The following is a 22,211-nucleotide window of genomic DNA, read 5'->3' as shown; positions in this document are numbered from 1 at the left end:
ATATGAAAAATAGCATTCGCATACTCAATTGTTTTAGCTAAATAAAATAAAAATAACGTGTGTAGTACAGAGCACATTTTCTCAATTGATTCATATCAAATACCAAATTGGGGTTATAGGGAAGAATGCACCTCTTTTTTGAGAGGGAACAACATGTCAGAACGCAAAGAAAAAAGGGACGCGCTTTTTCCCGAAATCACGCGCCGGGGACTGCTCAAGGCCAGCTCAGCGCTGGTGACGCTGCCCTTTGTGATGTCCGGCAAGGCCTTTGCCGCCAAAAGCGAAGCCGGAACGGCATCCGAAGCCGCTGGCACTGCGGAACGCGTCGTCCAGACCTGCAGCACCTTTGACTGCGGTGGTAAATGCGATATCCGCGCCCACGTCGCCGACGGCGTGGTCACCCAGATCACCACTCGCCCGGACAGCGCGCTTGATCCAGAGATGCCGGTGATGCGCGCCTGCGTGCGCGGTCGCAGCTATCGCAAGTTTGTCTACCACCCGGATCGCCTGAAATATCCGATGAAGCGCGTCGGCAAACGGGGCGAGGGGAAGTTTGAGCGCATCTCCTGGGAAGAAACCACCACGCTGATTGCCGACAACCTGCAACGCATTACCGCCAAATATGGCCCGGCGTGCCGCTTTGTGCACAACAATACCGCCACCAGCGGGGGCACCTTCTCCGGCGATAAGATGATGCGTCGTCTGCTCAATCTCACCGGGGGCTATCTGGAGTACTACCACTCGGTGAGTATGGGCAACACCGCCGCCGCCACGCCTTATACCTACGGCACGGCCGCCAGCGGTAATTCGCTGGATACGCTCGCCGATACAAAGCTGGTGATTTTGTGGGGGCACAACCCGACCGAAACCATCTTCGGCCATACCAACCACTATTTTCAGCAGATGAAACAGAACGGCACCCGCTTTATCGTCGTCGATCCGCGCTACTCCGATACCGTGGCGTCGCTGGCCGATGAGTGGATCCCGCTGCTGCCCGCTACCGACAATGCCCTGATGGACGCGATGATGTACGTCATCGTCAGCGAAAATCTGCACGATAAAGCCTTTATCGATCGCTATACCCTGGGCTTTGACGAGGCCTCCATGCCGGAAGGGGTGCCCGCCAACGAATCGCTGGTGGCCTACCTGATGGGGGATAAAGACGGTCAGGTTAAAACCCCCGAGTGGGCGGAAAAGATCACCCGGGTTCCGGCCCAGACGATTCGCCAGCTGGCGCGGGATTACGCCAACACCAAACCGGCGGCCCTGATTCAGGGCTGGGGTCCGCAGCGCCACAACTGCGGCGAGCGCACTGCCCGCGGGTCGACGCTGCTGGCAACCCTTACCGGTAACGTCGGCATTAAGGGCGGCTGGGCAGCAGGCTATGGCGGCAGCAGCAACCGTAAATTCGCCGCAGGCCCGGAGATGCCAGATAACCCGGTCAAAGAGAGCATCTCGATCATGAACTGGGTGCAGGCCGCCGACGATGCCAGCAAGGTGACGGCAGAGCAGGGGCTGAAAGGCGGGGATAAGCTCCAGAGCAATATCCGGATCCTCTTCTCGCTGGCGGGCAACTACCTGGCGAACCAGAACCCGGATCTGCATCAGGCGGTGAAGGTGCTGGAGGATGAGTCGAAGATCGAGTTTATCGTCGCCAGCGACCTCTATATGACCCCGAGCGCCCGCTATGCGGATCTGCTGTTGCCGGAAACCAGCTTTATGGAACGTTGGAACATCGGGGAAACCTGGGGGACCGCAAGCTATCTGATCCTGTCAGAGAAGCTGATTGAGCCGGAGTTTGAACGCCGCTCTGACTATGACTGGCAGCGTGAAGTGGCCGCTAAGCTGGGGATTGAGCCGCGGTTCAGCGAAGGCCGCACCGAGCAGGCGTGGATTGAGCATATCTGGGAGCAGACCCGTCTCTCCATGCCGGATGAACATCTGCCGACGTTCGCCGAGCTGCGGGAAAAACGTCAGCATCTGTTTAAAAGCAAGCCGCATATCGCCTTTGAAGACAACATCCGCGATCCGCAGAATCATCCCTTCCCGACGCCGTCCGGGAAAATTGAGATCTTCTCGAAGCGTCTGTACGACATGAATAATCCGGAGATCCCGGCGCTGTCGCATTACGTTCCGGCGCACGAAGGCCCGGAAGATGCGCTCGCGAAGCAGTTCCCACTCCAGCTGATCACCTGGAAAGGGAAAAACCGCGCCAACTCCACGCAGTATGCCAACCCCTGGCTGCAGGAAGTGCAGGTCCAGAAACTGTGGATCAACCCGGAGGATGCCCGGAAGCGCGGGATCCGTCAGGGGGATAGCGTGCGTATTCACAACCAGCGCGGTGTCTGCCAAGTCCCGGCAGAAGTCACCCAGCGCATTATGCCTGGGGTAGTCGCCATGCAGGCCGGGGCCTGGTGGCAGCCGGATGCCGAGGGCGTTGACCACGGCGGATGTGCCAACGTCCTGAGCTCCGCACGCATTACTCCGCTTGCGAAAGGCAATTCTCATCAAACCATGCTTGTGGAGGTCGCAAAGTATGAGTCAGCAGTATAAGGAATACCCACCGGTCAGCGATAAGCAGCTTGGCTTTTTCATTGACTCGTCACGTTGCTCCGGGTGTAAAGCCTGCCAGGTGGCCTGTAAGGACAAGCATAACCTTGAGGTGGGACGCCGTTTCCGGCGCGTCTATGAGGTGAAGGGCGGCGGGTTTATCCCGACCGGGCAGGGCGGCTATACCAATAACGTCTATGCCTTCACCCTGTCGATCTCCTGCAACCACTGCGCGGATCCGATTTGCACCAAAAACTGCCCGACCACGGCGATGCATAAACGCCCGGGGGACGGCATTGTGCGCGTCGATACCAATAAATGCGTCGGCTGCGGGTACTGCGCCTGGTCCTGTCCTTACGGCGCGCCGCAGATGAATGAGGAGGCCGGGCAGATGTCAAAATGCGATTTTTGCGTGGATTTGCAGGCCAAAGGCGAACAGCCGATTTGTGTTGCCACCTGTCCACTGGGGGCGATCCAGTTCGGGCCGATCGAGGAGCTGCGTGCGAAGTACGGCAACCTCTGTGACGTGCAAGGCCTGCCGGATTCGTCCATTACCAGGCCTAACCTGGTGATTAAAGCGCATCAGGGTGCAGAAAAAGAGGAACAGCCGCATGCATGAGTTACCGCTTCTGATCTTTACCCTGCTGGTTCAGGGCTCGGTGGGCATGACCCTCTTCCTGGCCTTGTCCGCCCGGGCGGGTTCGCGCGTGCCGGAGGTGAAACCCCAGCTGTTGCCGGGGATGCTGATCGCCTGCGTGGCAGGGGGCCTGGGGCTGGTGGTTTCTACTCTGCACCTCGGCTATCCGCTGAACGCGTTTAACGCTCTGCGCCACGTCGCCAGCTCATGGCTGAGTCGTGAGATCGTCTTCGCCAGCCTGTATCTGGCGGCGTTAGGGCTTTGCACGCTGGTGATGCTGGTCAGAAAGCAGCTGATCCCGCTGTTACTGCCCGTTGCCGCGGTGCTGGGGCTGATCGATGTCTGGTGCATGAGCGCGATCTATGCCCATACGTCGGTCATTACCTGGAGCCATTTCAACACCTGGCTGATGTTTTACGGCGCCGTTGGCGTGCTGGGCGCGGTGGCGCTGGCATGGCTGCCAATGCTGAAAGCCCGGTCCGTTGCCCGGGAGCGGCAGTCGGTGATGCGCTTCGCGGCGGCGATGGTGGTGGCGATTGTCGCCATCCGTCTGCTGGCGCAGCCGGACTATATCGCGTATCTGGCCAACGCCAGCCTGAGCGGAGTGGTGACGCTGCCGCACCAGCCGATGGCGATCTTCAACCAGCTCAGCGGTCTGCGACTGTTTAGCTGGACCTTATCCGTGGTCGGCGCGCTGCTGTTTGCAATAAGCGCCTGGCGTCAGGGTAAGCTCGGGTTGATGGTCGGCAGCCTGCTGCTGGTGCTGTCTGAAGTGTTATTCCGCTTTATGTTCTTCTGCATTAACTGATGGCGCTATTTCGCCTGACGCAGCCCCCCGCGCCGCCCGGCGTGGGGGAGTCCTGCTTGCGCAAGCAATTTCCCCGCCACGACTGCCGGGCCTGCGTGGCGGCATGTCCGGTGCAGGCTATCACCGCAACGTCCAGCACGCCGACCATTAACGAGCTGGATTGCCTGCAATGCGGCCGCTGCCTGTTTGTCTGTCCGGCGGATGCGCTGCAAAACATTCGACCTGAAACCCGTCGCTATACCGCATCGACGCTGGTGGCGCCTTTTTCCACGCTGGAGCCGTCCGTTGAGGAGTTACTGATGTGGCATCAGCAGCACGGGATCCGCGCGGTGGAGATGGAAATGGACGCCTTTCCCGGCTGGGTGCGCGCCGTTGCGACACTGAATATCCGGCTCCGGGCGCTGAATGCCCCGGTCTGGCAGATCCTCCCCCCACCGCCAAAAGCGATCAACACCGGGCGGCGACACTTTATCAAGGCCAGCGAAACGGACGTACAGTCTGCCACCGTGAGCATCGGGCTTCGGGCCCGTCGTCAGGCTTTTTCTGCGATCAGCGAATATCAGCTGTCGCTGGATCAGGGGCAGTGTACGGTTTGCGGCGCCTGCGCCAGGGTCTGTGGAGAGAGGGCGCTGAGCCTGAGCGAGGGGGCGCTGACGTTCTCGTCGTCATCCTGTACCGGCTGCAACAGCTGTGCGGTGGTCTGTCCCGTGAAGGCGGTTCGCATTGAAAAACAGTTAAGTGAAAACAGGGTGCAGTGCTTTAGCTGGATACAAAAATCCTGCCATTGCTGCCAGCGGGCGTTTTATACCTTTGATACGGAAAAGGAACGCTGCGCGGTGTGTCAGCGGCATCAGTACGGTATGCGGGAAGCATAAGTAAGATGTTTAAACGGTGTTTGATTAGCGAGAAAGTAAAAAAGGAACTGCTGAGGACTGACTGAAATGGTGCGTCCGAGTGGACTCGAACCACCGACCCCCACCATGTCAAGGTGGTGCTCTAACCAACTGAGCTACGGACGCACTGTAGAGAATGGTGCGTTCAATTGGACTCGAACCAACGACCCCCACCATGTCAAGGTGGTGCTCTAACCAACTGAGCTATGAACGCATTGTTGTGTGTGACAACGGGGACGAATATTAGCGGCAGTGCGGGCATCAGGCAAGAGGAAAACTGCAAATTTCTTCCATATTTCACGCGATTGCTGTATTCCCGCGCAAAACGAAGAGAAAGTAGCCGCCCGCAGGCGGCTGGTGCGCAGTTAGCGTGCAGCGCGTTGCAAAATCACGCTTGATGGCTGACGCTGCAGGAAGCGCATGCGCAGCATCATCATGATCGCGGCAGAGGTTAAGCCGATAATAAAGCCCATCCAGAAGCCGGCGGGGCCCATCCGATCCACCACCAGGTCGGTGAGGGCCAGAATATAACCGCTCGGCAGCCCCAGCACCCAGTAGGCGATAAAGGTAATAAAGAAGATCGAGCGGGTATCCTTATAGCCACGCAGCACGCCGCTGCCGATCACCTGAATCGAGTCGGAGATCTGATACACCGCCGCCAGCAGCATCAACTGGGAGGCGAGGATCACCACTTCCGGATTGTCGTTATACAGCAGGGCGATCTGCTCCCGCAGCGTAACGGTAAACAGCGCGGTGCAGACCGCCATACAAACCCCAACGCCAATTCCGGTGCGGGCCGCGGTTTGCGCCTCCAGCGTTGAGCCCTGGCCGAGGCGATAGCCGACGCGAATGGTCACGGAGGCAGCGAGGGACAGCGGTAGAACGAACATCAGCGAGCTGAAGTTAAGGGCGATCTGGTGACCGGCCACGTCGACAATCCCCAGCGGGGAGACCAGCAGGGCAACCACCGCGAACAGCGTCACTTCGAAGAACAGCGCCAGGGCGATGGGCAGGCCCAGCTGCATCAGACGTTTCACCACCGCCATGTCCGGTTTGCTGAAACCGGCTTCGTAGCGAATATCGCGCATGGAACGGGCGCGCTTCACGTATGAGAGCATGCCGAAGAACATGACCCAGTACACCGCCGCTGTCGCCACGCCGCAGCCGACGCCACCCAGTTCCGGCATGCCGAAATGACCGTAAATAAAAATGTAGTTCACCGGAATATTCACCAGCAGGCCAATGAATCCCATCACCATGCCCGGTTTGGTCTTCGCCAGGCCTTCGCACTGGTTACGCGCCACCTGGAAGAATAAATAACCTGGCGTCCCCCAGAGCAGGGCGCGTAAATAGCCGACGGCTTTATCTGCCAGGGCCGGATCAATATTGCGCATGGCGTGAATAATATAGCCCGCGTTCCAGAGGACAATCATGATCAGCACCGAGACAAAACCCGCCAGCCAGAAGCCCTGGCGGATCTGATGGGCGATACGTTCCCGACGTCCGGAGCCGTTGAGCTGGGCAACAGTAGGGGTTAACGCCAGCAGCAGGCCGTGACCGAATAAAATAGCCGGCAGCCAGATAGAGGTGCCGATGGCGACCGCGGCCATATCAGTGGCGCTGTAACCGCCCGCCATTACGGTATCGACGAATCCCATCGAGGTCTGGGCAATTTGCGCAAGTATTACCGGGATCGCCAGGGCTAATAACTGACGCGCTTCAATCAAGTACTTCTGCACGTGAACACCTTTGATATTGTTGTTATTTGATAAAGAAAAAGCCGCTGCGAAATGCAGCAAGAAAAAGATGAGGGGAATTCCAGCTATTGTAGCGGGGATAAGCTAATTATCTAGTGAAAAAATCGCCAGAAAAGGGGGGGTACTGGCAACCTCTATTTTCAACTGTTATTGTGGTGAGATTAAACGGTGTCATCACCGAAGGAACAAACAGGAGTTGTAAGCATGTTTACTGGTATTGTGCAGGGCACCGCGAAACTGGTGTCCATTGATGAAAAACCCAACTTCCGAACCCATGTTGTGGCCCTGCCGGATGAGATGCTCGATGGGCTGGAGACCGGGGCATCGGTTGCGCATAACGGTTGTTGTCTGACGGTCACCGAGATCAACGGGAACCTGATCAGTTTCGATTTAATGAAGGAAACGCTGCGCATCACCAACCTGGGTGAACTGGCTGAAGGCGATATCGTTAACGTTGAGCGCGCGGCGAAATTCAGCGATGAAATCGGCGGACATTTAATGTCGGGCCATATTATGACCACGGCGGAAATTTCTAAAATCCTGACCTCAGAAAATAACCGCCAGATCTGGTTTAAAGTTCAGGATCCGTCATTAATGAAATACATCCTTTATAAAGGATTTATTGGCGTGGACGGCATCAGCCTGACGGTGGGGGAAGTAACCCCAACCCGTTTCTGCGTGCACCTGATCCCGGAGACCCTGCAGCGCACCACCCTCGGCAATAAAAAGCTGGGCCATCGGGTCAATATTGAAATCGATCCGCAAACCCAGGCGGTGGTCGATACCGTGGAGCGCGTACTGGCGGCCAAAGAGGCAGCCGCCATCCAACAGACGCTCAACGACGCGTGATAAAAAACACCCCGGCAAGCCGGGGTGTTTTGTTTAGCGGGCCACCCGCAAACCGTTCTCCACGCCGCGGCTGAACACCACCTGCCACAGATGAATATCACGGGCGCGAAACGCCCCGGCGCAGGCATTCAGGTAATAACTGAACATCCGTTTAAATCGTTCGGAATAGTTGTCTGCGATCTCCGGCCAGGCGGCGAGGAAACGTTCATGCCATGCCATCAGGGTCGTATCGTAATCAGCACCAAAATTATGCCAGTCTTCCATCACAAAATGGGCTTCGCTGGCATTGGCAATCTGGCGAACTGAGGGTAAACAGCCATTCGGAAAGATGTATTTATCGATCCACGGGTCGACGTGATGATCGGTTTTTTGTGAACCTATGGTGTGCAGCAGAAACAGACCATCCGGCTTGAGGTTGCGATCCACCACCTCAAAATAGGTGCGGTAGTTCTTCGGCCCGACATGTTCAAACATCCCTACAGAAACAATACGATCGAACTGGTCGCGCAGGTCGCGGTAATCCTGCAACAGGATGGTGACATCAAGCCCCTCACAGCGCGCCTGAGCCATTTTTTGCTGTTCAGCGGAGATGGTCACGCCCACCACGCTGACGCCATAGTGATGCGCCATAAAGTGCGCCAGCCCACCCCAGCCACAGCCGATATCGAGCACCCGCATGCCGGGTTTCAGCTGCAGTTTTTCACAGATCAGACGTAATTTATCCTGCTGGGCCTGCTCGAGGGTGGTCGCCTCTTTCCAGTAACCGCAGGAGTACTGCATGGTGGGGTCGAGCATGCGGCTGAACAGGTCGTTCCCGAGATCGTAATGCTCTTTACCCACGATCCAGGCACGTTTTTTACTCTGCAGGTTGAACAGGCGGGCAGTGGCGATCCGTAGCGTATCCTTCAGGTGGCTGGGAAGCTGTGTTTCCAGGCCCGCCCGCAGGACGTTGTTGAAAAAGATATCCAGTCGCTCGCACTCCCACCAGCCGTCCATATAGCTCTCGCCAAGACCCAGCGAGCCCTGCTGCAGGACGCGTTTAAAAAAATCGGGGTGTTTAATTTGTAGATCGGAGGATGCCGGGCCGTTGATGGTGATACCCGCGCGGCTCAGCAATTCGTTGACGATCCGGAACCAGTCATCATTTCGGATGCTGACTTCTTCTATACACGATGAACTCATAGCTTCTCCATCACCTGATGTGATCAGAACCCATAAACAGCGTAGACGCTCTTTATGGACAGTGAGAAATTTCACGGGAGTGACCCGTGAGGCTAATATCCGACGTAGAACAGAGGAAGGGAGAGGACCCTTGCCGAAAGGCCATCCATGGTAAAACGGGAGCGCTCCGGCTCCCGTTAACACTTAATATTTGTAGTATTTATCAGAACGCTTCAGTGAGTATAGGACTGATATCGCAGTGATTCAACAGGATATCGTTAGCAAGCTAACTACATATCCTGTCAGGCGCGTGACGATTCGGCCTGCAGGCTGTCATCCCGCTGGCTGGCGGGGATGTACTGCATCCGATAGCCCAGCGCCGCCAGCACCACAGTCGCCACCATCACGCTGGTAGTGGTCAGCAGCGGGGTGGCAATCAGCCACGACACCAGCAGGCTCGCCAGGAAGCAGAGACCCAACTGCAGGGTGTTCTGCAGCGCGGCGGCGCTGCCGGTCGCCTGTGGGAAAGGACGCAGGGCCTGGGCCACCACAATTGGGTAGATCGCACCGTTCGCCACCGCCATCAGACAGAAGGGGATCAGCAGCTCAGTCAGACCCACGCCCGGGATAAACCCGACCGCCCAGGTGCCGATCACGCTGACGGCAAACAGGCCCAGCAGCCACGGCAGCATCTGATGACCCTGCCATTTCTGTAGCGCGGCACGGCAGCCATAGCCACCAATCAGGAAGGCGATGGTCTGCGGGACGTAGCTCAGGCCGATCGCTGCCGGGCTGTAGCCCATGTCGCTGAGGATAAATGGCGAGCCGGTCAGCCAGGCGAAGAAGCTCGCAGAGCAGGCGGCATAAATCAGGACGTTGCCGCGATAGGTACGCGAGCGCAACAGCGATAAAAAGGTGACGCGTTGTTTAGGTTGTTCATTTTTCACTGCCGCTGGCTTCAGGCTAAAGGCCGGGATCATCAGCACCAGGGTGATAACAAACAGCACCGCAAAAATCGCCTGCCAGCTGAAATGGGCGAGGATCCAGCTGCCGAGCAACGGGGCCAGCGCCGGAGAGAGTCCGACCAGCGGCATGATGGTGGCAAAAATACGGTTAGTGCGCGAGGCCGGGTAGTAGTCGGTCACCAGCGCCTGCCAGGTGACCGCTGCGGCACAAACCCCCACCGCCTGGATGAAGCGCAGCACCAGCAGCCAGGTGGCATCGCGAACCCACAGCATACCGAGGCAGCCGAGAGCGAAAATGGCTAAGCCCGCCAGTAAAACCGGCTTACGGCCGAAGCGGTCGGACATCGGTCCCCACAGCAGCTGAGCAAAGGCAAAGCCCGCCAGGAACAGGCTCAGGCTGGCGCTGATGGCCGCCGCCGGGGTTTGCAGATCTTCCTGCATGATCGCGAAGGCAGGCAGGTACATATCGGTGGCGAGAAAGCCCAGCACGCTTAAGCCGCCGAGCCAGACTAAAAATCCTTTCCCGGGTGTCATTATTTTATTACTCCGTTTGGGCGCAGGTTTGGGTAGCCGCTGAGTGTAGGGAGTGCAAACCCGCTTGTGAAACGCTAATATTTGGCGGTTGCATTCAAAAATTTTGCAGGCAGAAAATGTGGTCAGAATATTCTCTTGAAGTGGTGGATGCCGTGGCGCGTAACGGCAGCTTCAGCGGAGCAGCGCAGGAACTGCATCGCGTCCCGTCCGCCATCAGCTACACCGTGCGTCAGCTGGAGGAGTGGCTGGCAGTACCGCTGTTTGAGCGGCGTCACCGGGACGTGGAACTCACGCCTGCCGGGACGTGGTTTCTCAAAGAGGGGCGGTCTGTTATCAAAAAAATGCAGATCACCCGCGAACAGTGCCAGCAGATCGCCAACGGCTGGCGGAGCCATATCTCCATTGCGGTGGATAATATCGTGCGCCCCGAGCGCACCCGGCAGATGATTGTCGATTTTTACCGCCACTTTTCCGACGTCGAGCTGCGGGTCTCGCAGGAGGTCTTCAACGGCGTCTGGGATGCGCTGGCGGACGGCAGGGTAGAGATGGCGATCGGCGCCACCCAGGCGATCCCGGTCGGGGGACGCTATGCGTTTCGTGATATGGGCACCCTGAGCTGGATCTGCGTGGTCGCCAGCCATCATCCGCTGGCCGCCATGGAAGGACCGCTCAGCGATGATACCCTGCGCAACTGGCCCTCGCTGGTGCGCGAGGACACCTCCCGCTCGCTGCCGAAACGCATCACCTGGCTGCTGGATAACCAGCGGCGGATCGTCACCCCGGACTGGGAATCGTCCGCCACCTGCCTCTCGGCTGGTCTGTGCGTGGGGATGGTGCCGGTGCATTTTGCCCGGCCGTGGATCGACAGCGGGAAGTGGGTCGAGCTGACGCTGGAAAATCCCTTCCCGGATGCGGCCTGCTGCCTGACCTGGCAACAAAACGATATGTCACCGGCCCTGGCCTGGCTGCTGGAGTATCTGGGAGACAGTGAAACGATGAACCGGGAGTGGCTGCGGGAGCCAGAGGTGCTGGCTCCCGGAGAGGATTAACGGCGGTAGTCGCGGAACGGGCCATCCGCCACGGAACGGCGTTCGATCAGGCGCGGATGCACCTCAATTGACTGGGACTCTTCGCGCTTATTGACGATACGGTCCAGCAGCATGTTGAAGGCGGTCTCCCCCAGCGAATCTTTTGGCTGGTGGATGGTGGTCAGCGCCGGGGTAAAGAAGCGGGCGTTGCGCACGTTATCATACCCGATCAGCGAAACGTCCTGCGGAACGCGCAGGCCCATCTCATCGGCAGCACAGAGCGCACCCATTGCCATAATGTCTCCGCCACAGAAGATGGCGGTCGGGCGCGGACTCTGGGAGAGGATCTGCTGCATGGCGCGGTAGCCGGACTCCGGTTCAAAGTCGCCCTGCACAATCCAGTTTTCCGGGACCGTGATTAAGGCCTCTTCCATCGCTTTCATGAAGCCCGCCAGACGTCCGGCACCGGTGTTGCGCTCCAGCGCTCCCGGGATCACCCCGATTTCGCGGTGACCGCGTTCAATCAGATAACGTCCGGCCATGTAGCCGCCCTCAAAGGCGTTATCGATCACCGAGTCGGTAAAGTCGGCCTTCGCTTCGCCCCAGTCCATCACCACCATCGGAATATTGCGATACTCTTCCAGCATCGACAGCAAGGATTCCGGGTATTCGGAACACATCACCATCAGGCCGTCGACGCGCTTCTGCGCCATCATCGACAGATAGGCGCGCTGTTTTTCCTGGCTGTTCCAGGCGTTGCCGAGGATCAGGGTGTAGCCCTTCTGGAAGCAGTTCTTCTCAACTGCTTCAATAATTTCCGCAAAATAGGGCGCTTCGCTGCTGGTCGCCAGCAGGCCGATCGATTTGGTGTGATTAACCTTCAGACTGCGGGCTACGGCGCTGGGAGAGTAGTGCAGCTCTTTAATGGCCGCCCAGACGTTGTTACGGGTCTCTTCCGCGACAAAGCGGGTTTTGTTAATAACATGTGATACGGTTGTAGTGGAAACGTTTGCGCGTTTCGCCACGTCTTTAATTGTTGCCATCAGATGTCACTCCAGACCATATCTAAGCTCCTGAAAAACCAATAGGTAAACGTTTGCCTTCACTCGCCCTAATTGCGCAATTTGAATTGCGGTACGCCGGGAAAACGACACAGGACGTCAGGAGGGGGTCAATGGCCGGTACGCTAATAAATTTAGCGTGGAATTTTGTCTTATCTTGGCCAAAAGGGGAAGAGCAAAAACCGATATCAATCTAAATCCAGCAAGATTTTTACCCGGAACTGTGTAAAAATGAGCAGGCTCACTCTTCATAGGGTGATTAAAAGGAGAAAAATTGATGAGTACCGATCTTAAGTTTTCGCTGATTACCACCATTATTGTTCTGAGTCTGATTGTTGCCAGCGGTCTGACTGCGGCACTGCACTGATTGATGCGGGAGAGTTCCGCTCTCCCTCGTTCCTGCGCTGATTGTTACGCGCCCGGCAAAAATCTTTTGCCAAATTGTTAACTTCTCATTTTTTGTGATTGGTGTCATGCTTTCGCCTTCATTGTTCTGTGTCGCCTGACGACACGGTGTCTGGAGTTGAAGTATGAGAATCAATTTTCCGCTGCTGGCCCTGGCCATTGGCGCCTTTGGTATCGGCACAACCGAATTTTCCCCGATGGGCCTGCTGCCGGTTATCGCCCGGGGCGTGGATGTCTCAATTCCCGCTGCGGGCATGCTGATCAGCGCCTACGCCATCGGCGTGATGGTGGGTGCGCCGCTGATGACCCTGCTGCTGTCCCATCGCGGTCGCCGTAACGCGCTGATCTTCCTGATGGCGATCTTTACCGTCGGTAACGTGCTGTCGGCGCTCTCCCCGGATTACACCACCCTGATGCTGTCCCGAATTCTGACCAGCCTGAACCACGGCGCCTTCTTTGGCCTCGGGTCGGTGGTCGCTGCCAGCGTAGTGCCGAAGCACAAGCAGGCCAGCGCCGTCGCCACCATGTTTATGGGCCTGACCATCGCCAATATCGGCGGCGTGCCGGCCGCAACCTGGATGGGTGAAGTGATTGGCTGGCGGATGTCCTTCCTGGCCACCGCGCTGCTGGGCGTGGTCTCGATGATCGCGCTGTTCTTCTCCCTGCCAGCGGGCGGGGCGGGTGAAAAGCCGGAGGTGCGCAAAGAGCTGGCGGTCCTGCTGCGTCCGCAGGTGTTATCTGCCTTGCTGACTACCGTCCTCGGGGCTGGCGCGATGTTTACGCTCTACACCTACATTGCCCCGGTGCTGCATGATATCAACCAGGCGACTCCGGCCTTTATCACCGCCATGCTGGTGCTGATTGGCGTTGGTTTCTCCATCGGCAACTATCTCGGCGGCAAACTGGCGGACAAGTCTGTGAGCGGCACCCTGAAAGGCTTTTTACTCCTGCTGATCGTGATCATGCTGGCTATTCCGTGGCTGGCGCGTAATGAAGTGGGCGCGGCCGTGGCGATGGTGATATGGGGTATGGCGACCTTTGCGGTGGTTCCGCCGCTGCAGATGCGCGTTATGCGCGTGGCCAGCGATGCGCCAGGCTTATCGTCGTCGGTAAATATCGGTGCTTTTAACCTGGGGAATGCGCTGGGGGCGGCTGCCGGTGGGGCAGTTATTTCCAGCGGGATGGGTTACAGCTTTGTCCCGGTGATGGGGGCGATTATTGCAGCCCTGGGACTTATTCTGGTCTTTGCCTCCGGGCGAAAACAACCCGAGCCGGTTTGCGCCACCGAATAAAAATAACGCCGAAGGAGTTCCCTTCGGCGTTTTCATTATGCCGCGAAGTTCTTCGCCACAAATTCCCAGTTTACCAGCGCCCAGAAGTGCTCAAGGTAGTTCGGGCGCGCATTACGGTAATCGATGTAATACGCATGTTCCCAGACGTCGACGGTCAGCAGCGGGGTAGCGCTGGTGGTTAACGGCGTTCCCGCGTTAGACGTAGAGACGATGGCCAGCTTGCCGTCGGCCTCTTTAACCAGCCAGGTCCAGCCTGCGCCAAAGTTTTTCACCGCGGCATCGGTAAACTTCGCTTTAAATTCCGCGAAGCTGCCGAATGCAGCAGCGATGGCCGCAGCCAGTTCGCCCGTCGGTTCGCCGCCTGCATTGGGTGCCAGGCAGTGCCAGTAGAAGGTGTGGTTCCACACCTGAGCAGCATTGTTGAATACGCCGCCGTCGGACGTGCGCACGATCTCTTCCAGGGTTTTCCCTTCGAAGGCGGTACCGCCGATCAGGTTGTTCAGGTTAGTGACGTAGGTCTGATGGTGTTTGCCGTAGTGGTATTCCAGGGTCTCCGCCGAGATATGCGGGGCCAGGGCGTCTTTTGCATACGGTAATGCAGGTAATTCAAACGACATTGCTTCTCTCCTTATTATAGTGATCCATTCAATAACCCTATTGAATGAAGGGGTAGAGTAGCAAATTGAAAGCGTATGCAAAAGAGGAACTTACCCCGCTGAGACGCCAGCGGGGCAGGGGATTAACGGAGGGTATTGGCCTTCATCACGCGACGTGCGCCAACGTAATGACGTTGCCAGTAGTCTTCGCTCAGGGAGGTGATCTGAATGTCCTGGCCGGTGCGTGGCGACTGAATAAATTTGCCATTGCCAACGTAGACGCCGACGTGATCGGCGGTGCCGCGACCCTGGGTGCGGAAGAACACCAGGTCGCCGCTCTCGAGCTCACCGCGATCGACCGGAGAGGCGTCACGCAGGTGGTACATTTCGTTGGCGGTGCGCGGAATGCGGAATTTAACCAGATCTTTATAGGCGTAATAGACCAGACCGCTGCAGTCGAAGCCAGTACGCGGCGAACTGCCACCCCAGCGATAAGGTTTACCAATCTGACCCATCAGTTTATTCATTGCCGTCTTCTGGGCTTTTTGCACCCGGACTTTATGCGCTTCGGCAAGGGTGGTGGTTTTGCTGCTTTTAACGCAATGCGCTTTACGCCCTTTGCGGGCAGTGCATTTTTCTGTCACAACGCGGGAGGCGGTTTGCGTGGTTCGGCTGGCGCTGCGGGAGGTGGTTCGGCTTTTTTTACTGGAATTCGTTGACTGTGTTTTAGCGAGGCTTTTTTTGGTGCTGCTCTTTTTACTGGTGCTCTCTTTTTTTGCGGTTTTGCTGGTACTGCTTTTTTTCTTGGGTTCGGTCGCTTTCGCCAGATGCGTTTTATGCGCGGCAGAAGGCCGCGCCTGCTCTGAGGCGTTAGCCATCGGCGTGAATGTGAGAGAAGTAAACAGCAAAGCACAGAGCGTGATCGAGAATGTATTTATTCGCGCCACTGGGCAATCCTCTGGTAATTGCAGGTTATAAATAAACCGGCTTATGATTTACAAAACTCGTCGATTCTAATCTATAAAAAGGCCCGGCGTTAATAAACTTTTTGCATCTAAAACTGTGTTTCGTTAGCGAGTGCAAAAAATCAGAATTTCATTGGGGCGATTTGTGCATTACCTGAACAAAAGCGCCGGTAATCGCGCGATAAGTTAGGTTGTGAATGCAACTTTAAGGGACGCGCGGTAAAATCATATAAGTGACAAAAATGTTATTTTCCGTTGTCGGTCTGAAACGCTACAATGTCAGACGATTGCCGTAACAGAAGTTAAAGGAAGCAAAACATGAGCACTACTATTGAAAAAATTCAGCAGCAGATTGCTGAAAACCCGATCCTGCTGTACATGAAAGGTTCTCCGAAGCTGCCAAGCTGTGGTTTCTCCGCTCAGGCGGTCCAGGCGCTGTCGGCCTGTGGCGAACGTTTTGCTTACGTTGATATTCTGCAGAACCCGGATATCCGCGCTGAGCTGCCAAAATACGCGAACTGGCCGACCTTCCCGCAGTTGTGGGTTGACGGCGAACTGGTTGGCGGCTGCGACATCCTGATTGAGATGTATCAGCGTGGCGAACTGCAACAGCTGATCAAAGAGACGGCTGCAAAATACAAATCAGAAGAGCCAGGCGCCGAGTGATCCACCGCGCCCGGTAAATAAAAAAGCGACCTTATGGTCGCTTTTTTTATGCGTTGTTGTCGGCTTCCGGCAGCGGCCAGCCGCCAAGGCGTTTCCAGCGGTTCACAATTTCACAGAACAGTTCAGTGGTCCGCTCGGTATCGTAGAGGGCAGAGTGCGCCTGGGTGCCGTCAAACTCAATCCCGGCGGTAATGCAGGCTTTCGACAGTACGGTTTGTCCCAGCGCCAGCCCGCTTAATGCGGCGGTATCGAAGGTGACAAACGGGTGGAACGGGTTCCGCTTCAGTGACGCACGTTCGGCGGCGGCCATCATAAAGCTGTGATCGAAGGTCGCGTTATGCGCCACCATAATGGCCCGGTTACAGTTCTGGTCTTTCATGCCCTTGCGCACCATTTTGAAAATGGCATGCAGCGCTTCATATTCGCTGACCGCCCCACGCAGCGGGTTATGCGGATCAATGCCGTTAAACGCCAGCGCCTCAGGCTGCAGATTGGCCCCTTCAAAGGGTTCAACGTGAAAGTGCAGCGTGGAGTCCGGCAGCAAATCGCCCTGTTCATCCATTTTCAACGTGATGGCGGCAATCTCCAGCAGCGCATCGGTTTTGGCATTAAATCCAGCGGTTTCGACATCAATGACTACAGGATAAAAACCACGAAAACGGTCGCACAGACCGGTAAGTTGAGCGTTATCGGACATCTGGATCTCTTACAAGGGGAAAAAAGCAGTGGGCATTATGGCAAATTTTGCTATGAGATGCAGTAAAACAACGGGCGCATGGCGCGCCCGCAGGGATCAGTTGCCCAGACCGCGACCCGCGTCTTTGGCTTCGATCAGTTCGATTTTGTAACCGTCTGGATCTTCAACAAACGCGATCACCGTAGTGCCGCCTTTAACCGGACCCGCTTCGCGGGTGACGTTACCGCCGTTGCTGCGGATACGCTCGCAGGCTTCGGCCGCGTTATCCACTTCCAGCGCGATATGGCCGTAAGCGTTGCCCAGGTCGTAGCTCTCAACGCCCCAGTTATAGGTGAGTTCGATAACGGCTTCGTCACTCTCAGGACCGTAACCGACAAACGCCAGAGAGTATTTGTACTCCGGGTTTTCGCTGGTGCGCAGCAGGGTCATGCCCAGTACGTTGGTGTAGAACTCGATAGAACGTTGCAGGTCGCCAACGCGCAGCATGGTGTGAAGTAGGCGCATAGTATCCTCTTAGCTTTTTATCATCTTGAACAGAAACGATGTTTTAGTATAGCGGCGAATCGTCGCCGCTATCAATGAAGGGATTATAAAGAAGGGTAATCGGTATAACCTTCCGCGCCGCCGCCGTAGAAGCTCTCCGGACGCTGCGGGTTCAGCTCGGCTTTACGCTCCAGGCGTGCCACCAGATCCGGGTTGGCGATGTAGGCGCGGCCAAAGGCCACGGCATCAATCAGCCCCTTGTTGATCAGATCTTCTGCTTTTTCCGGCGTATACGCGCCTGCACCGATGATCACGCCCGGGAAGCGGTCGCGCACTTTCTGGCGGAAGGCGTCGGTGTATGGCTCACCACCCGCCCAGTCTGGCTCGGACATGTGCAGGTAGGCGATGCCGCGTTTAGCCAGCTCTTCGATCAGATACAGCGCGTCCGCTTCTTCGTTCGGGCCGTTATCGACGTTCTGGAAGGAGCCGATTGGCGAGACGCGGATCCCGATGCGATCGGCGCTCCACTCTTTTGAAACAGCATCAATCACTTCCAGCACCAGACGGGCGCGGTTTTCTACGCTGCCGCCGTACTGATCGGTACGCTGGTTAGAAGACGGGGACAGGAACTGGTGCAGCAGATAGCCGTGGGCACCGTGCAGCTCGACCAGGTCGAAACCGGCTTCACGGGCATTGGCGACGGCCTGGCGGAAGTCGTTGACGATGCCGGGGATCTCGTCCAGCTCCAGCGCGCGCGGCGTGGTGGTATCAACGCGGATCGCGTGGCCATTTTCATCGCGCAGGGAGGTGCGGGTTCCCGCGTTGAGGGCAGAGGCCGAAACCGGTGCCTCGCCGCCAGGCTGGATGCTGCTGTGCGAGATGCGGCCGGTGTGCCACAGCTGGACCGCGATGCGGCCATCTTCGGCGTGCACGCCGTCGGTGATCTTCTTCCACGCCGCGATCTGCTCCGGGCTGTGCAGGCCAGGTGCGCCGGCATAGCCTTTGGCCTGGGCGGAGATCTGAGTGGCTTCAGAGATGATCAGACCCGAGCTGACGCGCTGGCGATAGTATTCGCCCATCAGTGGGGTGGGGATATCGCCCGGCTCAATGCTGCGCAGACGCGTAAGCGGTGCCATAAAGACACGGTTTGGTGCAACGATCGCGCCCACTTTAAGCGGGGTGAAGAGTTTTTCGGCTGACATAGTGGCTCCTGAGTAGACCGGTCGTCTAGTAATTCGTGAAATAAAAACGCCTGTTAAACGCCAGGCGTAGCAATGATGTTTTTAACATGGTCCAGCGCGCTCTCCAGCGGCAGCGCACTGCGGGACATTTTGGCCTGCAGATTGGCGCCCAGCCACAGGGAGTAGAGCACCTGCGCCTGAGTGAGCGGTTCGCCAGTGAAAGCGAGTGACTTCTCATCCCGACCTTTCGCCAGCGCCTGTGCCAGCAGGGTGATCACACCCGTGGCCCCTTTATCCATCGCGGTGCGCATATCTTCGGAGAGATCGCAGACCTCGGCAGAGAGTTTTACCGTCAGACAGCCGCTGATAATGCCCTGGGCACAAAACTGGGCCAGCGTCTCCTGATAATAAGCCAGAACACGATCCCGACAGTTACCCTCGCCGCTGGCGAAATGCGCCGCCAGGCGCTGATGGTAACCCGCATAGTGGCGCTCCAGCAGCGCCACGCCAAACGCCTCTTTAGAGCGGAAGTAGTGATAGAACGACCCCTTCGGCACATCGGCGGTTTTCAGCAGCTCGCTCAGCCCCATTCCGGTAAACCCGCGGTGCATGCAGAGCCGCTCCCCGGTTGCCAGAAGGTGTTCGCGTGTATCGTGTTCAGTATGCTTATTCATGTCGTCAATGTAGTAGACCAATCGGTCTAATGCAAGCTTATGTTCGACGGCAGTGGCTGAGCAGATCCATTTCCGGCTGATAGACCGACGTCTGGATGTTCATCATTCCCAGCATCGTGGAGAACAAATTGTCCTGCGAGACCGTCTCTTTTGCCGCCTGGTCGCGCAGACACTGCTCGTCAACGCCGAAGCTCTGTTGGTAGTTCCTGGACAGCCAGAACATAAACGGAATATGGGTCTGCTGCTCCGGTGCCAGCAGGTACGGCGTGCCGTGCAGATACAGGCCATTTTCCCCCAGCGATTCGCCATGATCCGAGAGATAGACCAGCGCCGTGTTCATCGTTCCCTGACGAGCTTTCAGGGCATCGATGGTTCTGCTCACTACGCTGTCGGTATACAGAATGGTATTGTCGTAGGTATTCATCAGCGCCTGATGATCGCAGTCCTGGATCTCATTGGTGTCGCAGGTTGGGGTAAAGCGACGGTACTGCGCCGGATAACGTTGATAATAGGCCGGGCCGTGGCTGCCCATCAGGTGGATAACCAGAACTGTATCCTGTTTCAGGCCATCCAGCGTCTCATTCAGGCGGTAAAGGTCCACGTCATCGATGCAGGATTTATCCTTACAGAACTGATCCAGCTTCCACTGGGTCATGTCGGTGTGGGGAATGCGGTTGCATGCGCCTTTACAGCCCCCATCGTTATCCCGCCACAGCAGGTTGATCCCGGCGTGATTCAGCACATCCATTAACCCTTCCTGATGATGCGCCAGGTCGGCATCATATTTTTTCCGCGGCATTCCCGAAAACATGCATGGCACCGAGACGGCGGTTTCGGTGCCGCAGGAGGAGGCCTGCGGGAAGTTAATCACATTCTCTTTTTTCAGCTCAGGGTTGGTCTCACGGTGGTAACCGTTCAGGGAGTAGTTCTCCGCCCGGGAGGCTTCCCCGAGCACCAGCACCAGCACGGTCTTTTTCTGCTCCGCCAGCAGCACCGGGCCTTTACGGGCATCTTCACCGAGGCGGATTAAGGTCTGATCGCCGGCGAACCAGCGGGCCTTGCTGTATTTGGCGATGGCGCTGACGTAATTAGCCGGCGTGACCATTTTGACGATGCCTTTGTTGTTGCGGAACAGCGAGGCGTAGTCCTTATAAAAGACCGCCGCTACCAGAATAATCACTACTGTGCTTCCGAGAATGGCCGCGAGACGCATTAACAGGATTTGCCACCACTTACCGGGGCGGATACGGATCATTGCCAGCACGCTGGCAGGTACCAGCCCGGCGACAACCAGCCACAGCACCAGCTGCGGGGTGACCAGCGCCGTGGCTTCCTGGGAGTTGGTCTCAAAAACGTTGACCATCATGTTCTGGTCGATTACCGCGCCGTAGGTAAACATAAACCAGGTCGCTGCCGCGCAGCCGAGGGTTAGCAGCACCAGCAACGGTTTGCGGATCAGCGGGATATTCAGAATGCTGAATACAATCACCCAGCCGCAGAACAGCACCAGCGGCACGGTGAGGGCGAAGAGCACGTCATGCAGTCGGGCGGGGGAGATCACCTGCCAGCTGCGATGAATAAACAGGGCATTTAACAGCGTAAATAAGAGGGCACAGCCCAGCGTGAATCTTGTATCATTACACTGTAACTTTTTTAAGGTGATCATCATCATTAAGCCTGCATCGTATTGATGAGGCGAGTATAGGGAGCGAAGATTAGTGAAACCTTAATGCCACAATTCTGTGATTGACGCCTTGCGTTACCCCGGCTTAAGGTCTTCACTTTACTAAATCTTGGGTGTCGGGAGGGTCGTGTGGCTGAACAACTGGAGTTCTTTCCCGTCCAGAGTCCCTGCCGGGGTATCTGCCAGTCTGACGAGCGGGGATTCTGTCGCGGCTGCATGCGCAGTCGGGAAGAGCGTTTTAACTGGCAATCCTTTAGCGATGCCCAGAAGCAGGAGGTCCTGCGCCTGTGCCGTCAGCGTCTGTTGCGTAAATTACGCGCAAACAAAGTCCCCGAAAGCGAAGAACCGCAGCAACCCTCACTTTTTTAGCGCCGCGAATGCGTATACTCTCCCCAGACTTTTTTTAAGGAAATTGCTATGGTTCAGCGTATTACCCTTGCCCCGCAGGGCCCTGAGTTTTCTCGTTTTGTGATGGGTTACTGGCGTCTGATGGACTGGAACATGTCCGCCCAACAGCTGGTCAGCTTTATTGAACAACATCTTGATCTGGGGATCACCACCGTAGACCATGCCGATATCTACGGCGGCTACCAGTGTGAAGCGGCCTTCGGTGAAGCCATGAAGCTCTCTCCCGCGCTGCGTCAGCGGATGGAGATCGTCACCAAATGCGGCATTGCCACCACGGCCAAACCAGAGCATGCCCTCGGTCATTACATTACCGACCGCGACCACATCATCAGCAGTGCAGAGCAGTCCCTTACCAATCTGGCAACCGATTATCTTGACCTGCTGCTGATCCATCGCCCGGATCCGCTGATGGATGCCGACGAGGTTGCTGAAGCCTTCCTCGCCCTGCACCAGAGCGGCAAGGTGCGCCATTTCGGCGTGTCCAACTTTACCCCGGCGCAGTTTGCCCTGCTCCAGTCGCGTCTGCCGTTCACCCTGGCGACCAACCAGGTCGAAATCTCGCCGGTATACCAGCCACTGCTGCTGGACGGGACTCTCGATCAGCTCCAGCAGCTGCGCATCCGGCCGATGGCCTGGTCCTGCCTTGGCGGCGGTCGTCTGTTTAATGACGAATCCTTCCAGCCGCTGCGCGATGAACTCGCTCAGGTCGCCCAGGAGCTGAATGCCGAAACCATCGAGCAGGTGGTGTACGCCTGGATTTTACGTCTGCCGTCGCAGCCGCTGCCGATTATCGGTTCCGGTAAAATCGAACGGGTGCGTTCAGCCCTGGCGGCAGAGCAGCTGCAGATGACGCGCCAGCAGTGGTTCCGCATCCGGAAAGCCGCGCTGGGTTACGACGTGCCGTAATTCCGTATTTA

22 protein-coding genes and 2 tRNA genes are annotated in these 22,211 nt (G+C 57.0%); 11 read left to right on the top strand and 13 right to left on the bottom strand.

All coding sequences use genetic code 11. The annotated features are described in order from the left end of the window. The first annotated feature begins 153 nt into the window (after window positions 1-153). From LG383_RS09450 to LG383_RS09435, 4 genes are read left to right on the top strand one after another with little or no spacing between them, the layout of a single operon-like run. Window positions 154-2,553, top strand: coding sequence for a DMSO/selenate family reductase complex A subunit (locus tag LG383_RS09450; protein WP_225758965.1), 2,400 nt, complete (start codon window positions 154-156; stop codon window positions 2,551-2,553). Next, a complete protein-coding gene (locus LG383_RS09445) occupies window positions 2,537-3,169 on the top strand; it encodes a DMSO/selenate family reductase complex B subunit (protein ID WP_225758964.1) in 633 nt (210 codons plus the stop codon). The genes LG383_RS09450 and LG383_RS09445 overlap by 17 nt, the downstream gene beginning before the upstream one ends. After that, entirely contained in the window at window positions 3,162-3,995 is an 834-nt protein-coding gene (locus tag LG383_RS09440; protein ID WP_225758963.1) for a DmsC/YnfH family molybdoenzyme membrane anchor subunit, read from the top strand. Before LG383_RS09445 ends, LG383_RS09440 begins: the two co-directional genes overlap by 8 nt. 56 nt (window positions 3,996-4,051) lie before the next feature. Further along, on the top strand, window positions 4,052-4,870 hold the full coding sequence (locus LG383_RS09435; RefSeq protein ID WP_225758962.1) for a 4Fe-4S binding protein: 819 nt from the start codon (window positions 4,052-4,054) through the stop codon (window positions 4,868-4,870). Window positions 4,871-4,937: 67 nt separating this feature from the next. Here LG383_RS09435 and LG383_RS09430 read toward each other — a convergent pair. From LG383_RS09430 to mdtK, 3 genes are all read right to left on the bottom strand, one after another. Next, window positions 4,938-5,014: transfer RNA gene (locus LG383_RS09430), tRNA-Val, on the bottom strand. 11 nt (window positions 5,015-5,025) lie between these two features. Next, window positions 5,026-5,102: transfer RNA gene (locus LG383_RS09425), tRNA-Val, on the bottom strand. A gap of 151 nt (window positions 5,103-5,253) precedes the next feature. Then, on the bottom strand, window positions 5,254-6,627 hold the full coding sequence (gene mdtK, locus LG383_RS09420; protein WP_225758961.1) for an MdtK family multidrug efflux MATE transporter: 1,374 nt from the start codon (window positions 6,625-6,627) through the stop codon (window positions 5,254-5,256). Window positions 6,628-6,849: 222 nt separating this feature from the next. On the opposite strand from mdtK, the gene LG383_RS09415 reads away from it, so the two are divergent. Continuing rightward, window positions 6,850-7,494 (top strand): riboflavin synthase subunit alpha, encoded by a 645-nt coding sequence (locus LG383_RS09415; protein ID WP_106993687.1) that lies wholly within the window; start codon window positions 6,850-6,852, stop codon window positions 7,492-7,494. 33 nt (window positions 7,495-7,527) lie between these two features. Here LG383_RS09415 and cfa read toward each other — a convergent pair whose 3' ends face one another. Together cfa and punC are read right to left on the bottom strand one after the other, a co-directional pair. Next, the gene (gene cfa, locus LG383_RS09410) at window positions 7,528-8,676 is read right to left on the bottom strand and encodes a cyclopropane fatty acyl phospholipid synthase (RefSeq protein ID WP_225758960.1); all 1,149 of its coding nucleotides are present in this window, start codon (window positions 8,674-8,676) and stop codon (window positions 7,528-7,530) included. A gap of 281 nt (window positions 8,677-8,957) precedes the next feature. Continuing rightward, a complete protein-coding gene (gene punC, locus LG383_RS09405; RefSeq protein WP_225758959.1) occupies window positions 8,958-10,154 on the bottom strand; it encodes a purine nucleoside transporter PunC in 1,197 nt (398 codons plus the stop codon). Window positions 10,155-10,270: 116 nt separating this feature from the next. On the opposite strand from punC, the gene punR reads away from it, so the two are divergent. After that, window positions 10,271-11,203 (top strand): DNA-binding transcriptional activator PunR, encoded by a 933-nt coding sequence (gene punR / locus LG383_RS09400; protein ID WP_106993690.1) that lies wholly within the window; start codon window positions 10,271-10,273, stop codon window positions 11,201-11,203. On the opposite strand, the gene purR is transcribed toward punR, so the two are convergent. Beyond that, window positions 11,200-12,225, bottom strand: a complete 1,026-nt coding sequence (gene purR / locus LG383_RS09395; RefSeq protein WP_106993691.1) for an HTH-type transcriptional repressor PurR — start codon at window positions 12,223-12,225, stop codon at window positions 11,200-11,202. The genes punR and purR overlap by 4 nt on opposite strands. Before the next feature lie 295 nt (window positions 12,226-12,520). Between purR and LG383_RS09390 the strand changes: the two genes are divergently transcribed. Together LG383_RS09390 and LG383_RS09385 are read left to right on the top strand one after the other, a co-directional pair. Next, the gene (locus tag LG383_RS09390; protein ID WP_106993692.1) at window positions 12,521-12,610 is read left to right on the top strand and encodes a YnhF family membrane protein; all 90 of its coding nucleotides are present in this window, start codon (window positions 12,521-12,523) and stop codon (window positions 12,608-12,610) included. A 163-nt stretch (window positions 12,611-12,773) separates the two neighbouring features. Further along, on the top strand, window positions 12,774-13,940 hold the full coding sequence (locus LG383_RS09385) for an MFS transporter (RefSeq protein WP_225758958.1): 1,167 nt from the start codon (window positions 12,774-12,776) through the stop codon (window positions 13,938-13,940). Between the two features lie 35 nt (window positions 13,941-13,975). Here LG383_RS09385 and sodB read toward each other — a convergent pair whose 3' ends face one another. After that, window positions 13,976-14,557 (bottom strand): superoxide dismutase [Fe], encoded by a 582-nt coding sequence (gene sodB / locus LG383_RS09380; protein WP_225758957.1) that lies wholly within the window; start codon window positions 14,555-14,557, stop codon window positions 13,976-13,978. Between the two features lie 122 nt (window positions 14,558-14,679). Then, the gene (locus LG383_RS09375) at window positions 14,680-15,483 is read right to left on the bottom strand and encodes a C40 family peptidase (protein WP_166182288.1); all 804 of its coding nucleotides are present in this window, start codon (window positions 15,481-15,483) and stop codon (window positions 14,680-14,682) included. Between the two features lie 336 nt (window positions 15,484-15,819). On the opposite strand from LG383_RS09375, the gene grxD reads away from it, so the two are divergent. Then, on the top strand, window positions 15,820-16,167 hold the full coding sequence (gene grxD, locus LG383_RS09370) for a monothiol glutaredoxin 4 (protein ID WP_032617810.1): 348 nt from the start codon (window positions 15,820-15,822) through the stop codon (window positions 16,165-16,167). Window positions 16,168-16,213: 46 nt separating this feature from the next. Here grxD and rnt read toward each other — a convergent pair whose 3' ends face one another. From rnt to eptA, 5 genes are all read right to left on the bottom strand, one after another. After that, window positions 16,214-16,864 (bottom strand): ribonuclease T, encoded by a 651-nt coding sequence (gene rnt, locus LG383_RS09365; protein WP_166182289.1) that lies wholly within the window; start codon window positions 16,862-16,864, stop codon window positions 16,214-16,216. Between the two features lie 96 nt (window positions 16,865-16,960). Then, the gene (gene gloA, locus LG383_RS09360; RefSeq protein WP_106993697.1) at window positions 16,961-17,368 is read right to left on the bottom strand and encodes a lactoylglutathione lyase; all 408 of its coding nucleotides are present in this window, start codon (window positions 17,366-17,368) and stop codon (window positions 16,961-16,963) included. An 83-nt stretch (window positions 17,369-17,451) separates the two neighbouring features. After that, complete coding sequence (locus tag LG383_RS09355; RefSeq protein WP_225758956.1) at window positions 17,452-18,549, bottom strand: alkene reductase; 1,098 nt, start codon at window positions 18,547-18,549, stop codon at window positions 17,452-17,454. A gap of 53 nt (window positions 18,550-18,602) precedes the next feature. Next, on the bottom strand, window positions 18,603-19,202 hold the full coding sequence (locus LG383_RS09350; protein WP_225758955.1) for a TetR/AcrR family transcriptional regulator: 600 nt from the start codon (window positions 19,200-19,202) through the stop codon (window positions 18,603-18,605). Between the two features lie 37 nt (window positions 19,203-19,239). Next, a complete protein-coding gene (gene eptA, locus LG383_RS09345; RefSeq protein WP_225759523.1) occupies window positions 19,240-20,868 on the bottom strand; it encodes a phosphoethanolamine transferase EptA in 1,629 nt (542 codons plus the stop codon). A 147-nt stretch (window positions 20,869-21,015) separates the two neighbouring features. On the opposite strand from eptA, the gene LG383_RS09340 reads away from it, so the two are divergent. Next, complete coding sequence (locus LG383_RS09340) at window positions 21,016-21,255, top strand: DUF1289 domain-containing protein (RefSeq protein ID WP_225758954.1); 240 nt, start codon at window positions 21,016-21,018, stop codon at window positions 21,253-21,255. 48 nt (window positions 21,256-21,303) lie between these two features. Continuing rightward, entirely contained in the window at window positions 21,304-22,200 is an 897-nt protein-coding gene (locus LG383_RS09335) for an aldo/keto reductase family oxidoreductase (protein ID WP_225758953.1), read from the top strand. Window positions 22,201-22,211 lie beyond the last annotated feature (11 nt).

The sequence above is a fragment of the Leclercia sp. Marseille-Q4284 genome, assembly GCF_916618945.1.
In the GTDB taxonomy this organism is placed as follows: domain Bacteria; phylum Pseudomonadota; class Gammaproteobacteria; order Enterobacterales; family Enterobacteriaceae; genus Enterobacter; species Enterobacter tamurae.
Note: the sequence above shows the minus strand (reverse complement) of the source record. Positions and strands in the feature narration are given on the sequence as shown.

Bases quoted from the DNA above. Each gene is read 5' to 3' on its own strand.
- LG383_RS09445 (WP_225758964.1), top strand. From the start codon at position 2,537: ATGAGTCAGCAGTATAAGGAATACCCACCGGTCAGCGATAAGCAGCTT.
- purR (WP_106993691.1), bottom strand. From the start codon at position 12,225: ATGGCAACAATTAAAGACGTGGCGAAACGCGCAAACGTTTCCACTACA.
- LG383_RS09450 (WP_225758965.1), top strand. From the start codon at position 154: ATGTCAGAACGCAAAGAAAAAAGGGACGCGCTTTTTCCCGAAATCACG.
- cfa (WP_225758960.1), bottom strand. From the start codon at position 8,676: ATGAGTTCATCGTGTATAGAAGAAGTCAGCATCCGAAATGATGACTGG.
- LG383_RS09385 (WP_225758958.1), top strand. From the start codon at position 12,774: ATGAGAATCAATTTTCCGCTGCTGGCCCTGGCCATTGGCGCCTTTGGT.
- punC (WP_225758959.1), bottom strand. From the start codon at position 10,154: ATGACACCCGGGAAAGGATTTTTAGTCTGGCTCGGCGGCTTAAGCGTG.
- LG383_RS09390 (WP_106993692.1), top strand. From the start codon at position 12,521: ATGAGTACCGATCTTAAGTTTTCGCTGATTACCACCATTATTGTTCTG.
- LG383_RS09335 (WP_225758953.1), top strand. From the start codon at position 21,304: ATGGTTCAGCGTATTACCCTTGCCCCGCAGGGCCCTGAGTTTTCTCGT.
- eptA (WP_225759523.1), bottom strand. From the start codon at position 20,868: ATGATCACCTTAAAAAAGTTACAGTGTAATGATACAAGATTCACGCTG.
- punR (WP_106993690.1), top strand. From the start codon at position 10,271: ATGTGGTCAGAATATTCTCTTGAAGTGGTGGATGCCGTGGCGCGTAAC.
- LG383_RS09355 (WP_225758956.1), bottom strand. From the start codon at position 18,549: ATGTCAGCCGAAAAACTCTTCACCCCGCTTAAAGTGGGCGCGATCGTT.
- sodB (WP_225758957.1), bottom strand. From the start codon at position 14,557: ATGTCGTTTGAATTACCTGCATTACCGTATGCAAAAGACGCCCTGGCC.
- LG383_RS09440 (WP_225758963.1), top strand. From the start codon at position 3,162: ATGCATGAGTTACCGCTTCTGATCTTTACCCTGCTGGTTCAGGGCTCG.
- rnt (WP_166182289.1), bottom strand. From the start codon at position 16,864: ATGTCCGATAACGCTCAACTTACCGGTCTGTGCGACCGTTTTCGTGGT.
- LG383_RS09415 (WP_106993687.1), top strand. From the start codon at position 6,850: ATGTTTACTGGTATTGTGCAGGGCACCGCGAAACTGGTGTCCATTGAT.
- LG383_RS09350 (WP_225758955.1), bottom strand. From the start codon at position 19,202: ATGAATAAGCATACTGAACACGATACACGCGAACACCTTCTGGCAACC.
- gloA (WP_106993697.1), bottom strand. From the start codon at position 17,368: ATGCGCCTACTTCACACCATGCTGCGCGTTGGCGACCTGCAACGTTCT.
- grxD (WP_032617810.1), top strand. From the start codon at position 15,820: ATGAGCACTACTATTGAAAAAATTCAGCAGCAGATTGCTGAAAACCCG.